Source organism: Pseudoalteromonas shioyasakiensis (assembly GCA_013391845.1).
GTDB classification, from domain to species: domain Bacteria; phylum Pseudomonadota; class Gammaproteobacteria; order Enterobacterales; family Alteromonadaceae; genus Pseudoalteromonas; species Pseudoalteromonas apostichopi.
Map to the genome: position 1 here is coordinate 1,156,799 of CP058414.1, position 13,619 is coordinate 1,170,417.

Sequence of the window (13,619 nt, forward strand, 5' to 3'; positions counted from 1 at the left end):
CAGTAATTGACTTAGTGAAAAATAGATATCTTACTAAATGAATCGTTATAAAAGTTTACAGCAGTTTTTAAATCCTCATTTTAAAGAGGATGAATATCAATTAGCCGCCATCACTGGGGATGCGAGCTTTCGCCGTTATTTCCGCGTAAATACAAGTGAACAGAGCTATATCGTCATGGACTCAGACCCCAATAAATTAGATAACACGCCTTATATAGAACTCAATAAAGTGTTTTCTCAACATGGCTTTAAATTACCAAAAATTCTTCAAGCAGATGAAAAGCAAGGCTTCTTCTTATTGAGTGATTTAGGCAATACTCATTTGGCCGATTTACTGGGCGACGAAGACCGCACTTTACACTACAAACATTTAATAAAGTTAAGTGCACAATGGGCGCAAATCCCACCTGCCCAAAATATGAAAGTATTTGATGGTGAGTTTTTACAGTTTGAACTGAGCATTTTTAGAGATTGGTTAGTTGATAACTTTATTGGTGAGCAACTTTCTGTTGATGAACAGCAAATGTGGCAACAGGCTTGTGAGCTATTAGTTAATAATGCCCTTGAACAACCGATTGTTACGGTTCACCGAGACTTCCATAGCCGCAATATTATGCGCACAGGACAGCAATGGGCGATCATTGATTATCAAGATGCCGTACAAGGGCCAGTGTGTTATGACCTTGTTTCGTTATTAAGAGATTGCTATTTTAAGTTGCCAGAGCAAGAGCTCGATTACCTTTTACATTACGCTTATGACGAATTTTGCGAGCAAAAGCTTTTGCAAGACATCTCATTTACGATGTTTAAACGTTGGTTTGATTTAACTGGCGTGCAGCGTCATTTAAAAGCGGCAGGTATATTTTGCCGTTTGAAATTGCGTGACGGTAAGTCTGGCTATTTGAGTAATGTACTGCCAACCCTTACATACATCAGTAATGTCAGTAAAGAATACCCAGAGTTAACAGCCCTTGGCCAGTGGATAGAGCAGATAATTATTCCACAGACTAAGCAGCGTTTAACAAAAGAGATGAAATGAAAGCAATGATCCTAGCGGCAGGGCGCGGTAAGCGCATGATGCCGCTAACAGAAACGATGCCAAAGCCGATGCTAAAGATTAACGGCAAGCCATTATTAGAGCATCATATTAATAACTTACGCCAAGCAGGCATTACCGATATTGTCATTAACCTTGCTTGGCAAGGTGACAAAATAACAGAGTATTTTGCTGATGGTTCGAAGTTTGGTGTATCGATCACTTACAGCCAAGAGCAGGCTGGGGGTCTTGAAACCGCCGGTGGTATTATTCAAGCATTGCCGTTATTGGGTGAGCAATTTATAGTCATCAATGGTGATGTGTTTACTGATTACGATGTTACTTCGTTGATGCAGCTTCATCTGCAAGTAGGTGAGGCGCATATTGTCCTTGTTGAAAATCCTGCTCATAATCCTGATGGTGATTTTGCTCTAAGTCATCTAAGCCCAGATAGTCAAAAGTATACTTTTTCGGGTATAAGCCGCTATCATGTTGATTTTTTTGAAGGTCTCAGCGCAGGTATTCGTCCACTTGGGCCCATTTTGAGAGAAAAACTCACAGAGCATCAAGTTTCGACTGAGCTTTATTTAGGTCAGTGGGATGACATTGGCACGCCTGCCAGACTCGATGAAATAAATCAGCGTTTCACTTTGTAATAACAATAGAGGTTTGCCAAATTATGTGGGGAAAAGTACTCGGTTTTTGTTTTGGCTTTATGTTTGGCAAGTTTATTGGTGCCCTACTAGGTTTATACCTAGGCCATATGTTCGATCGCAGTTTAAAACAAGACTTTGATAAAGCAGGTGGTTTTTCTGGTTTGTTTAAAGGCGATGACATTAACGAACGCCAAGCTCTTTTCTTTTCAAGCTGTTTTGCGGTAATGGGGCATATTGCCAAATCGAATGGTCGCGTTAGTGAAACTCATATTCGTGCTGCAAGTTTGTTTATGGACGAAATGGGCCTATCGGGCCATGAGCGCCGTGAAGCTCAAGATGCCTTTCGTAGCGGTAAAGAAACGGACTTTTCATTAAAAGAAACCGTTCATGACTTTAAGGAGCGCTTTGCCCGACGTCATGATTTATTGCAATTATTCCTCGAAATACAAATTCAAATGGCCTTTTCTGATGGCCACCTTGCAGAGCAAGAAAAGCAGCTCTTGCAAGAGGTGAGTAAGCAGCTTGGTATTTCGCGCACTCAGTTCGGATTTTTATTAAAGCGCTACCAAGCCGAATTTGCGTTTCGCCAGCAACAACAGCGCTTTTATGAGCAGCAACGTCAACAAAGCCAGCAAAATCGCAGCAGTCATAGTGAACAAAGAGGGCACAGTGTGCCACCCAATAATGGTATGAATCGCGCGCAAGCTTTGGCTCTTTTAGGCTTAAACAATGATGCTTCTGCGCGAGATATTAAAGTAGCCTATCGCAAACTCATGGCTCAGCATCACCCCGATAAGCTGGTATCGCAAGGTTTACCAAAACATATGATGGAAGTGGCAGTAAAGAAAAGCCAAGATATTCAAGCAGCCTATGAGTATTTAAAAAAGGCGGCGTAGGAAGCCATCAACTTCTTTGAGCAGCCTCTCGTGCTGCTCAGGCTCAGAAGGAACACCAAATAACTCTCTTTGTCGATAGTCATATTTTGCGTGTTTTCTTACCCAGCGTTTCCTGTCTTTTACGCTTTGCAGCGTGTCAGGGTTACCCTCACTATAGAAAATATCTAATAACGGTGGGCTGATGGTCGATAGCGTAGCATTGAGATGCTGGTTACGAATACTGTTGGGTAAATAACTCCCTAAGCTAATAAAGGCGTTTAGTTCGTTATTTGGAAAGCTAGCATAGTGCTCAATTAATAGCCCCGCACTGGCACCTTGAGCCACAACAATTATGTTGCCGCCCTCATCCATTGCACTGTTATACAAGGCATTGAACCTGGCTATTAACTTTAACTTGTAATCATCAAGCACAGCTTCACTAATATTGGGTGCACCTGTAACAAAATGAGGCGCTTGTTGTGCTTGGGCTGGCGTGGCAGGAGCAGTTTGTTCATCGCTTTGCGTAGTTGACTCTTCAGCGTCTTCAGAGCTCTCAGGCATTGCCATGTCAGCAGGGTGCCAATCAATGTCTGGCATGGTCATGGCAAGAGTTGCATAGCCAATTTCATTTAACTCTTTACGTAAAAAGTTAATGCCAGCATTGTTTGTTGGTAAGTGCTGCCAATCGGGAATAATGAGCACAATTCCACGTTGACTTGCAGCCATCGATTGACGATATAAGCTGATAAACTCATCTTCACCAGCAAGCAGGGGACGCACTTCATCAGTTGGTAAAAAACGTTGAATATCATTTGTGACCAAGCTTGACCAAGGCGTCGGTTTGATAAAGTCGGCTGCATTCACGCTGCTAATCAACGCAAAACAGGCTGCGTAAACTAAGCGATGTGAGGGTTTTAAATTCATGCCGATATTACCTGAGTCATTAATTAAATCAGTGATTAACTAGGTTATCGGCAGTGTTTATTAAATATTTAGCGAATTGTCTTAAAACTCAGGAGCAGCTTCAAAAATCAGTGTTTCACCGCTGGCTGGGTGAGCTAAGGTTAGCATTTCGGCATGCAGTTGTAAGCGAGGAGCCATGGCGAATGCCTCGGGGTGAGCATACAACTTATCGCCTAAAATAGGGTGACCTAATGACAGCATATGCACACGCAGTTGGTGAGAACGCCCTGTAATTGGGGTCAGCTCAACACGAGTTGCATTACCTTCATATTCAAGCACTTTAAAATGGGTTAATGACGGTTTGCCATTGTCGTGATCAACCATTTGCTTTGGTCGGTTCGGCCAATCACAAATAAGTGGTAAATCTACCGATCCAGTTTCTTGCTCAAGCTTACCAAATACACGAGCAATGTAGCGTTTCGCGGTTTTTCTATCTTGAAACTGAATGCTTAAATTACGATGCGCTTCTTTGTGCATAGCTAAACAAATAATGCCAGAGGTAGCCATATCAAGGCGGTGAACAATTTTCGCCGTTGGAAAAACGCGATTAATGCGAGCAATAAGGCAGTCAGCGTGTTTTGGGTCTTTTCCCGGCACAGTAAGTAAACCACTTGGTTTATTCACAATAAGTAAGTCATCATCTTGATAAACAATACTTAAATAAGGTGTCATTGGGGGATTATAATTGAGTAACACAGCCAGCCTCGATGATATGCAAGGGCGCTATTTTAAAGGAGTATGAGCGCATACACAATGCCAGTGCTGGTTTTTGAGTAGTAGCTAAGATACAGTAAATTAAGGTATGGAGTTTAAAGAAAAGGACAAATGAATGTTTCGCCTTGGTTTAATTCGCTGTAAGCCTTGTACACGTTGTGGCTTAGAAGTAAATGACCGTGAGCCAGAGTGTCCGCATTGTAAAGGCTCTTCAGACCTACAAGCAGTATATTTGAAGCAAGCTTACAAAGACGATTTAATACAAAGAAATAAAAGCTTAGCTAAGTTATTTTGTAAGCTAGCGGCAGTGGCCGTAATTATTACCCTTGTGGTGTTTTTTGTATAAAAAAACGCGATGTGAAAGCACATCGCGTTTGTAGTTTTGAGTTTAGCTATTTAACGTTAGTGTGAAACGACAATTAAACGAATTGCATCCAGTTTAACTTGGGCTTTTTCGATGTAAGTCGTGAGTTCGCTACGCTGTTTATCAAAGAAGCTAAGCTCTTCATCACGAATATTCGGGTTGATCTGTTTAAGTGCCGTTAAACGAGCTTGCTCTTCACCCAGTGCAGTTTGCATTTTCTCTAGTGATTCAGCACGCAGTGCTTCTAGCTTGGTTTGTGCCATGCCTTGTGCGCTGGTGATCATTGGGTGAATGGCACTTTGTAGCGCGCTGGCTAATTTACTTGCAGTTTGGCGACCAACCGCAGACAACTGCTGATTGAAAGCGTCAAAAGCAACATTATCAGCCAGATTGTTACTGCCCTTATCTAATAAGATACGGATAGGCGTTGGTGGCAAGAAGCGGCCAACCTGAAGTGCTTTAGGCGCCATCGCCTCAGCAATGAAAATGAGCTCTACAAAGAAGGTACCAGCAGGTAGCTTTTTGTTTTTCAGTAACGCCACAGAGGCAGTACCAAAGTCATCATCACAAATCATGTCTAAGCTGCCTTGCACCATTGGGTGGTCCCAGCTGATGAAATGGGCGTCTTCTTGCGAAAGCGAGGTGCTGCGATCAAACGTTACTGTGATGCCATCATCTTTTAAACATGGGAAAGATGGATTTAGCATGTGCTCAGTTGGTTTTAAGATAATGGTATTTTCACCTTTATCTTCTTGGCTTACACCAAAGGTGTCGAACACATTGATCATATAACTTGGTAGCGTGAATTGATCGTCTAATTCTTCGATATCAGCAACAAGACTTTCGGCTCGGCCTTGGCCACTTGAATGCAGCTCTAGTAAGCGGTCACGACCACTTTCCATTTGCTTACGAAGCTTGGCATTTTGACCTGCCACTTGTTCTAGCAGTGGGTCTAGTTCTTCTTCGTCGCAATTGTGTGCACCAATAAACTCAAGTAGTTCTTCGCCATACTCTTTATACAGCATTTGCCCTGTTGTCGATGTCGTTTCAAACGCATCTAAGCCTTCGTTGTACCAACGTAATAACACTTCCTGTGCGGTGTTTTCAAAATACGGCACATGAATGTTTACGTCTTGAGTTTGACCAATACGGTCAAGACGACCAATGCGTTGCTCAAGTAAGTCAGGGTTGAGCGGTAAATCAAACAATACTAAGTGATGCGAGAATTGGAAGTTACGACCTTCAGAGCCAATTTCAGAGCAAAGTAGAATTTGTGCGCTGTCGTACTCGTCGGCAAAGTAAGCGGCTGCACGGTCACGTTCAACAATCGACATACCTTCGTGGAAAACAGAGGCTTTAATCGCTTCACGCTCACGTAGAATCTGTTCTAGGCTAAGTGCGGTTTCGGCTTTAGCACAGATAAGCAGTACTTTTTCGTGTTTAAGGGTTTTTAACGTTTCGATTAACCAATCAACACGTGGGTCAAATGCGCCCCAGCTAGCATTTTCACCTTCAAACTCTTGGAAGATCTTTTCAGGAAATAAAGCTCGAAGGGCTGTTAGCTCAGCATTTTGAATGCCGCCCATGTTACCCAGTACCGACATCGCCGTTTTATATTGTTTAGGCATTGCCATAGGGTATGCATGAAGCTTACGGCTTGGGTACCCATCAATACCGCTACGGCTATTTCTAAATAAAATGCGACCCGTACCATGGCGGTCTAACAACATTGATAAAATTTCGTTGCGCGCCGTTTCATCACCTTTCTCTGCTTCGGCTAAAAGATCAGTGATATCGGTTTCTTTTAATAGCTCTTTTAATGTTGCACGAGACGCATCATCAAGGCCTTTTTCACCGAGTAATTGGTTGGCTGCTTCGGCAACCTCTTTGTAGTTACTTTCTTCTTCAACAAACGCATCGTAGTCGTAGAAACGATCTGGGTCGAGTAATTGCAGGCGTGCGAAGTGGCTGCGATGGCCTAGTTGATCTGGCGTTGCAGTTAATAAGATAAGGCCTGGAATGTCTTGGCTTAACTCCGCTATACGTTGGTATTCAGTGCTTGGTTTACCATTATTGATACTTAAATGGTGTGCTTCATCAACAACCAGTAAATCCCAATCAGCCAGAGTTGCTTGCTCAAACCAGCGTTTTTTCTTACTTAAAAATTCAAGGCTAGTAAGTACTAACTGTTCTGTTTCAAATACGTTTGGTGAGTCAGCAAAGGCTTCATCGCAACGCTCTTCATCAAAAATAGAAAAATGTAAGTTAAAGCGGCGTAGCATTTCTACTAACCACTGATGTTGAAGGTTTTCAGGCACAACAATCAGTACGCGACTAGCGCGGCCACTGATGATTTGTTGATGTAAAATCATACCAGCTTCAATGGTTTTACCTAAACCCACTTCATCAGAAAGTAATACGCGTGGCGCAAAACGTTTACCGACTTCTTGTGCGATATAAAGCTGATGCGGAATAAGGTTTGCTCGCTGACCAATTAAACCTTTTAAAGGTGATTGTTGGCGCTCAAACTGATGCTGCCAAGTTTGGTAACGTAGAGTGTAGCGGTCAAAGCGGTCCACTTGGCCTGCAAATAAACGGTCTTGTGGTTTATTGAATTTGATAAAGTGATCTAAAAAAGTTTCTTTTAACTGTGCTTTTTCACCGTTATCAACGCGTGTGCCATGATAGCATAGTAACTCGCCTTGCTCTTCAACTGACTCAACTTCTAATTCCCACTCTTCAACGCTGCGAATAACATCACCTGGATTAAATGCGACACGAGTAACAGGTGCTTCTGTTAAAGAATAAACTCTGTTTTCTCCACTGGCTGGAAATAAAATGCTGACCTGGCGGCCTTCAAGGGCAACTACGGTGCCTAATCCTAAATCTGACTCAGTATCACTGATCCAACGCTGACCTAAGGAAAAATTCATGTATGTCTCGTCTATGAAGAAAAAAGGCGGCTATGTTACCTGTAACGCCATGCTACTTCAAGGCAGTAAACTCGCCGCACACAATTAAATTTAGTCAACCTTTTTAAGTCATTATTAAAGGTAAAAATTGTATGTATTCTAACCGGTTAAATAATTATATATTTGTTTGTCATAAAAAGGACTTTTGTCGTAAATAGACTAAACTGAGTATATACCTGACGAATAAACCATAGCTTCATCCGCCGCTTGTTTAGTTTATTGGGTATAGCATAAAAATCATAAAACGTAAGGAAAGTGCTATGGAAAAAGCTTCGAACCTTGATAGTAAAATGTATGTGCTTGATACCAATGTGTTACTCCACGAACCCCTCGCTTATTTATCTTTCCAAGAACACGATGTTGTTATCCCCATGACAGTATTAGAAGAGCTCGACCACATTAAAGATAGAAAACATGACGTTAGCCGTGACGCCCGTGTTGCTATTCGTGGTTTAGATGAAGTGCTAAAGGACGCTTCGCCAGAGCAAATGTTGCAGGGTGTCGCGCTCCCTAGTAACAAAAAGGCTAAAACAGATTCTCGTGGCCGCTTAATTATCGTTAATGACCATTTATTTGCAGACAGTATTTCAGGTTTACCAGGCAACGAAAATGACCACCGAATTATCAATTGTGCTGTGCATTTACAAAAGCAACATAGCGACAGCAAAGTGGTGCTTGTAACTAAAGACATCAATATGCGCCTCAAAGCGAAAGGGGCCGGGCTTAAATTTGTTGAAGATTACAGAACTGACCAATTAATTGATGACATAGCGTTGCTTACTAGTGGCTATAAAAAAATTGAAGGCGACTTTTGGCAACATGTTGGTGAGTGCGAAACAGAACAACAAGGCCGAGATACCTATCACCATGTTGCAAAAAGCACGATTAGCGATGTGTTCTGTAATGAATATATTTTAGATGAAAGCGACCACTTTGCGGCTCGAGTAACAAGCTACGATGATAAACAAATTACTTTAAAAGATATCAGTGTTGAACGTTTGATGAGTCATACTGCTTGGGGCGTTAAACCAAAGAATGTGTATCAAGGAATGGCACTTGATGCATTGCTTGACCCAAGTATTGAACTAGTGATCTTAACCGGCCCCGCTGGTTGTGGTAAAACCTTACTCGCGCTTGCCAGCGCCCTTGAAATGATTATAGAAAAAGGCATTTACGATAAAGTTATTGTTACCCGTAATACTCCTGAAATTGCTGAATCAATCGGCTTTTTACCTGGCACGGAAGAAGAGAAAATGGCGCCTTGGTTGGCTGCGATCACCGATACCTTAGAGGTACTACATAAAGGCGATGAAAACCCAATTTCGAGTCGCAATTACATTATGGAAAAAGCCAACGTACAGTTTAAATCAGTAAACTTTATGCGTGGTCGCAGCATTCAAAATGCCGTTGTTATTTTACAACCCCGAATTGGAAAGATTTTAAAGTTTTTACCCCCTTGTTTTTATTGGCCTGTAGAAAAAGTAAAAAGAATTTCTCTAAACATGGATTTTTGTAACGACTTTAAGCATTCCCACAATAGCCAATCTTTACAGAGTATTTGTTATTTGGGATGTAAGTACAACACGCATTCTAGCAACGATGCAAACTTTTGGAGGGCTGCGTCATGAAAAGCTCTGTTGAAAACCGAAACCCTCGTGTTCTTGACACGTCTGCGTTGGTTCATGATCCAAAAAGTATCCTGTCATATCAAGATGATATTTACATCTGTCTAACAGTTCTAGAAGAATTAGATAACTTAAAAGAAAGAACTAACAAATCGGTTAGTGCTGATGCTCGTGTATGTATTCGTATGCTTGAAGATATAATAAATGGGCACAGTGCAGAAGAGATGGAAGCTGGTATTCCACTGCCTTCTACTGAAACAGCTAAACGAGGAAAACTGTTTATTGGAATTGATACCCAGCTCGATATGGCTAAAGAGTTAAAGCACGGTATTGGAAGTGACGCTGACAATAGAATAATTAACTATGCACTGTATCTTCAGAAGGACTTAGATAAAGACGTAGTAATTGTTAGCCGTGACATTAATATGCGCTTGAAAGCTCGAACCGTAGGGGTCATGGCAGAAGACGTTGCCGTAGATAATCAAATATCAGATATTGATCTTTTATACACAGGGGTACAAGCCTTTAAAGGAGATCTTTTTGATCGAATTAAATCAGACAAAGACTTCAAGGTTTCAGGAGAAGTTTATACTTTCCCAATAAGTCTATTTAATGATGAAGTTCAGCCAAACATGTATTGGTACGATGAAGCTGGACACATTGGGCGAATTTCAGAAGTAACAGATACTGAGGTATTCACAAAGTTATTGCCTCGTAAACAAGAAAAAGTATGGGGCATTTTGCCTAAAAATCAGCGTCAGGCAGTAGCTTTAAGCCAATTAACAGATCCATATTATGACTTAAATATCATCCTTGGCCCTGCTGGCTCCGGAAAAACTTTTTTAGCAGTTGCTTCGGCGCTGCATCAAGTATTGGAGTTAAAAAAGTACAAAAAAATCGTTGTGGTGCGCTCCAGAGACTTTATGGACGATGATCCGGGGTTTTTACCCGGTGACCTGACAGAGAAATCAATGCCGTTATTAGCAGGTATAACAGATGCGCTTATATCAATGCATTCAGGTGATAACAATGAAGGTAATATTAGTGCAACTGTTGAGCATGTGATCGAAAAAGCCAATATAGAATTTACTAGTATGGCTTACTTCCGAGGTCGTTCAATAGACGATGCTGTTTTAATCATTGATGAAGCTCAAAACATGACTAGAGCGCAAATTAAGGGCATGTTAAGCCGTGGTGGCAAAAATTGTCGCACAATCGTGTTGGGCAACTTAGCCCAGATTGATGATAAGTTTGTCACACCCGCATCTTCAGGTGCTAGCGCGGCTGTTAACGTGTATAGAAACTATGAAAAAGGCTCAGTATTGATATTTGATGAAGTAGAGCGTAGTAGCTTGGCTGAATTCACTGAAAAGAACATGTAGGCATCAAACTACAATTCACATTTCCTTATAATATTGCGACAATAGCCACTGCTTTTTGCAGTGGCTTTTCAGAGAAGCCCGTTCCCACGAAAACAGGACGAAATGGATTTACTCTGAACTAAAAGATTAAATATTCACAAAAACTGAGTGACATAGGTGCGTGGCCTAGCGTTGCCGTTTTTTGGTGTATTGATGTCTTTTAATAAAGAAGACCTGCTAGTAAATATAAAAAGGCAGGCAAAACGATTATCTAAATTATTAACTATTCCCCTTGGACAAGCCCAAGAAGCCCTAGCTATTTGTCTGTATGACTGTAACAGTTACAGCGATTTACTAGTAAAAATAAAAGCTGAATCCTTTGACAACCCATTGATAGCACTGTCTGCTCTCTCACCAAACTCGGAAATATTTTTAGTAAAAATATTAGCTAGCCACCTAGATAGCATCATTGGAAATTTTGAAAAAAAATTTCCCGGTTCCAATATAAATGAAGAATTAGTCATATCCCTTTTCGGACTTAGCTTTGATGAGTTCAAAGCCAAAATTTCTGACTGATTTTGTACAAATCCGTAAGTTGCCATTTAAAAATTTAGCGATATTATGAGTGAAAGGTTGTGCGGACAGCCTACGCCTACACATGTTTTTCGCCTTGAAAAACGTGAACAGTGAAGCGGAGCATCCGTAAAAATTTGGTTATTTGAACAATAAATAAAGCAATGTGTTGGTAGGCCATTGTTTATTGGAAAGTTGTTTGGAGAACTAAGTGATCTCACTTTATCAATTAAAGAATAAGCTCAATAAACAAGCAAAAGAGTTTGCTGAGTTATTAGAGTTTCCTGATCTTTACGCCCAAGGCCTGTGGGCTAGAGGTGTTTATAACTGCCCTCATTTTTCTGATACCCATAAATATCTCTCTGAAGTATTTGAAAAGAAAAAGCTGGACTCAATTCTAAAGCACGATTCCCTGAAATATTTAATGATCAACGAATACGATGATCAAGAAATTATTGAATCGCTTCATAAAGAAATTGAGTCAATGGCAAACCGTATTGAAAGCCTGATGCTGGTAGATATCGAAACATTAGAGTTAGTTTCAGTGATATACCAAGTTTTAGGGTTGCCTGAAAATGCCAAGTTTATTGTAAATACAGGTGCAGACTTCCGCTTAGAGTGGCGACCATACTTTGATGCCTTTGATGATCCGTTGATAGTTCAATATGCAGATTTAAAAGTTCATGGTTGTTATTTCAGGCTAATCGCTTGCAAGTTTCCGTTTGAAAAGCTTTCCTTGGATGACATTAGAAAATACATGTACATCAATCATGTAAACCATAATGGTGAGTTTGAAGGCTGTATTTCTGAAGGAAATACATTTTCTAAGCATGTGCACTGGCTGGTGTTGACACTTGAATTATTCAGTAGCGGCAAAGTAAATAAGGCTCAGTTCAATCCAACAACCTTCAAAATCGAAGGTATGCGCTATTTGGTATATGGCTTCCCATTGATTCCTTCCTTTGTATCTGATTGGCACAAACCTGATTTATGTCTACGAGTCAAAAATCTAGATGGCGATCAGAAGTTCATTGTTCGTATCGAACAGCAAGATCTTGTTTTTTATGCGAGGCGCGTTGATACCAACTTTTTTAACACAATCGATTATGAAAAATACATTTCGTTGTATCAATCTAGTGTTCTGTCACATTTTGATGCTGACAACAATTTGCTTAAAGTTGATGGGGTTAAATATCTAAGTTTTTTTCGTCCTTTTTCTGTAGAAGATATGAAAGGAGTTCAAGCATGAGACCTAGAGTAAAACTAACCAACGCAAAACTTATCTCAATTCAATCTGATACAGAGGAAAAAGTTGAACGGGTGCTTTACGGCACATTTGCTGACGAAAATGAAAATGGTAAAGAAGGAGATGCTTTATTCACGATAAAGGTTTTGGAAATCAATGGTCTAGAAAGTAAGTGCTTTGGTGTTGACTTTTATATCTTAGATGCTGAATCTAAAGAGTTTGATGTAAATGCATTTGAGTTTAATTTAATGCATGAGTGTATGTATTCTCCTAATGAGTTATTAGAGCTGCGAGATATGCTCCCGGCTAGTTATTAGTAAGGGAATACGTTGGATAGAATATATTTAAAGGATGCCTACATAGTATCTGTTTACGACTATAAAGAATTTGAAAAAATATTTCTTGGCGAGTTTTTATCAGGGGGGGTTATTGAAGATGAAACATTCAGGTTTCGGCCATTTCAGCAAATCGTGACTTCAAAGATTGTTAGCAAATCTGCTGATGAGGATAAGTTAGAAATATACACACATAGTGGGAGTTGTTATGTGATTGATGCTGACCATAAGTTAATTGATATTTCATTTGTTGAACTGGTTGTTATGAGAGCAGGAGCTTATTCGGCAGATCGAGTTTTAGAAATGAGAGAGCAACTTAAGTCTCAAAATAAAAGCCATTGAATAGCGAAGATAAGAAGTCTGATGAGATTATTATTTGTCACTTACCTCTTTGAAAAATTTGACGATAATCAAATATTCATAAATGTTTATACAGCATCAATTGACTTAGTCAAAAATTTGCATTAGTATTAGAGATGTATATTTGTAAGAGAATTTTATGTCTAAAGCATTTTCAAAAGTCTTAGTAATGACGCTTATGCTGGTTGCCTTTGTAGGGCAAGCATTTGCGTATTCTGCTATGCCTTGCGAAATGTCATCAGGTTCTCACGAATCACACATGAACATGAACATGAACATGAACATGGATCATGGTGATATGAATAAAAGCAGTAATGGTCAATCAGAAGATTGTTGTGACGTTGAATGTATTTGTCCTGCAAATGCTTGCTCATCTACGACAGTCCTAAATTCCAGTATTGATTCGACAGATATTCAAATATTCAGTGAATCTGTAGCTGCTCTGCAATCTAAACAACCTCATTCAATTTCCACTTCCCTTTATCGTCCACCAATTTTTGCCTAATACAGGATTAGTGCGTCCAAATTTCTCGCACATG

At 40.3% G+C, this 13,619-nt stretch carries 14 protein-coding genes; 11 read left to right on the top strand and 3 right to left on the bottom strand.

What is annotated here, in order from left to right; genetic code table 11:
- Positions 1-37 precede the first annotated feature (37 nt).
- The 3 genes from HYD28_05310 to djlA are packed head-to-tail and all read left to right on the top strand — an operon-like array spanning position 38 to position 2,588.
- Positions 38-1,039 carry a phosphotransferase gene (locus tag HYD28_05310; protein QLE08427.1) on the top strand — a complete coding sequence of 334 codons (1,002 nt, stop codon included), beginning with the start codon at positions 38-40 and terminating at the stop codon, positions 1,037-1,039.
- A complete protein-coding gene (locus tag HYD28_05315; GenBank protein QLE08428.1) occupies positions 1,036-1,692 on the top strand; it encodes a nucleotidyltransferase family protein in 657 nt (218 codons plus the stop codon). Before HYD28_05310 ends, HYD28_05315 begins: the two co-directional genes overlap by 4 nt.
- 23 nt (positions 1,693-1,715) lie before the next feature.
- A complete protein-coding gene (gene djlA, locus HYD28_05320) occupies positions 1,716-2,588 on the top strand; it encodes a co-chaperone DjlA (protein QLE08429.1) in 873 nt (290 codons plus the stop codon).
- Here djlA and HYD28_05325 read toward each other — a convergent pair.
- Positions 2,571-3,491 carry a DUF3530 family protein gene (locus HYD28_05325; protein QLE08430.1) on the bottom strand — a complete coding sequence of 307 codons (921 nt, stop codon included), beginning with the start codon at positions 3,489-3,491 and terminating at the stop codon, positions 2,571-2,573. The two genes, djlA and HYD28_05325, sit on opposite strands and share 18 nt — an antisense overlap.
- Before the next feature lie 81 nt (positions 3,492-3,572).
- On the bottom strand, positions 3,573-4,226 hold the full coding sequence (rluA, locus tag HYD28_05330) for a bifunctional tRNA pseudouridine(32) synthase/23S rRNA pseudouridine(746) synthase RluA (protein QLE08431.1): 654 nt from the start codon (positions 4,224-4,226) through the stop codon (positions 3,573-3,575).
- Positions 4,227-4,359: 133 nt separating this feature from the next.
- Here rluA and HYD28_05335 point away from each other — a divergent pair, with 133 nt between their 5' ends.
- The gene (locus HYD28_05335; GenBank protein ID QLE08432.1) at positions 4,360-4,590 is read left to right on the top strand and encodes a hypothetical protein; all 231 of its coding nucleotides are present in this window, start codon (positions 4,360-4,362) and stop codon (positions 4,588-4,590) included.
- A gap of 56 nt (positions 4,591-4,646) precedes the next feature.
- Here HYD28_05335 and rapA read toward each other — a convergent pair whose 3' ends face one another.
- Positions 4,647-7,541: an RNA polymerase-associated protein RapA gene (gene rapA, locus HYD28_05340; GenBank protein QLE08433.1), complete on the bottom strand. Its 2,895-nt coding sequence runs from the start codon at positions 7,539-7,541 to the stop codon at positions 4,647-4,649.
- 299 nt (positions 7,542-7,840) lie between these two features.
- Between rapA and HYD28_05345 the strand changes: the two genes are divergently transcribed.
- The 7 genes from HYD28_05345 (at position 7,841) to HYD28_05375 (ending at position 13,585) form a co-directional block, all read left to right on the top strand.
- Complete coding sequence (locus HYD28_05345; protein QLE08434.1) at positions 7,841-9,208, top strand: PhoH family protein; 1,368 nt, start codon at positions 7,841-7,843, stop codon at positions 9,206-9,208.
- Positions 9,205-10,587, top strand: a complete 1,383-nt coding sequence (locus tag HYD28_05350) for a PhoH family protein (protein QLE08435.1) — start codon at positions 9,205-9,207, stop codon at positions 10,585-10,587. The genes HYD28_05345 and HYD28_05350 overlap by 4 nt, the downstream gene beginning before the upstream one ends.
- A gap of 192 nt (positions 10,588-10,779) precedes the next feature.
- Positions 10,780-11,142, top strand: a complete 363-nt coding sequence (locus tag HYD28_05355) for a hypothetical protein (protein QLE08436.1) — start codon at positions 10,780-10,782, stop codon at positions 11,140-11,142.
- A gap of 208 nt (positions 11,143-11,350) precedes the next feature.
- Entirely contained in the window at positions 11,351-12,388 is a 1,038-nt protein-coding gene (locus HYD28_05360) for a hypothetical protein (protein ID QLE08437.1), read from the top strand.
- Entirely contained in the window at positions 12,385-12,702 is a 318-nt protein-coding gene (locus tag HYD28_05365) for a hypothetical protein (GenBank protein ID QLE08438.1), read from the top strand. The genes HYD28_05360 and HYD28_05365 overlap by 4 nt, the downstream gene beginning before the upstream one ends.
- 12 nt (positions 12,703-12,714) lie before the next feature.
- Positions 12,715-13,062, top strand: a complete 348-nt coding sequence (locus tag HYD28_05370) for a hypothetical protein (protein ID QLE07477.1) — start codon at positions 12,715-12,717, stop codon at positions 13,060-13,062.
- Between the two features lie 157 nt (positions 13,063-13,219).
- Positions 13,220-13,585, top strand: coding sequence for a hypothetical protein (locus tag HYD28_05375; GenBank protein ID QLE08439.1), 366 nt, complete (start codon positions 13,220-13,222; stop codon positions 13,583-13,585).
- Positions 13,586-13,619: the final 34 nt, after the last annotated feature.

What these genes read in the sequence shown, in the direction of transcription:
- HYD28_05310 (QLE08427.1), top strand. Translation starts at nt 38, where the DNA reads ATGAATCGTTATAAAAGTTTACAGCAGTTTTTAAATCCTCATTTTAAA.
- HYD28_05315 (QLE08428.1), top strand. Translation starts at nt 1,036, where the DNA reads ATGAAAGCAATGATCCTAGCGGCAGGGCGCGGTAAGCGCATGATGCCG.
- djlA (QLE08429.1), top strand. Translation starts at nt 1,716, where the DNA reads ATGTGGGGAAAAGTACTCGGTTTTTGTTTTGGCTTTATGTTTGGCAAG.
- HYD28_05325 (QLE08430.1), bottom strand. Translation starts at nt 3,491, where the DNA reads ATGAATTTAAAACCCTCACATCGCTTAGTTTACGCAGCCTGTTTTGCG.
- HYD28_05335 (QLE08432.1), top strand. Translation starts at nt 4,360, where the DNA reads ATGTTTCGCCTTGGTTTAATTCGCTGTAAGCCTTGTACACGTTGTGGC.
- rapA (QLE08433.1), bottom strand. Translation starts at nt 7,541, where the DNA reads ATGAATTTTTCCTTAGGTCAGCGTTGGATCAGTGATACTGAGTCAGAT.
- HYD28_05345 (QLE08434.1), top strand. Translation starts at nt 7,841, where the DNA reads ATGGAAAAAGCTTCGAACCTTGATAGTAAAATGTATGTGCTTGATACC.
- HYD28_05350 (QLE08435.1), top strand. Translation starts at nt 9,205, where the DNA reads ATGAAAAGCTCTGTTGAAAACCGAAACCCTCGTGTTCTTGACACGTCT.
- HYD28_05355 (QLE08436.1), top strand. Translation starts at nt 10,780, where the DNA reads ATGTCTTTTAATAAAGAAGACCTGCTAGTAAATATAAAAAGGCAGGCA.
- HYD28_05365 (QLE08438.1), top strand. Translation starts at nt 12,385, where the DNA reads ATGAGACCTAGAGTAAAACTAACCAACGCAAAACTTATCTCAATTCAA.
- HYD28_05375 (QLE08439.1), top strand. Translation starts at nt 13,220, where the DNA reads ATGTCTAAAGCATTTTCAAAAGTCTTAGTAATGACGCTTATGCTGGTT.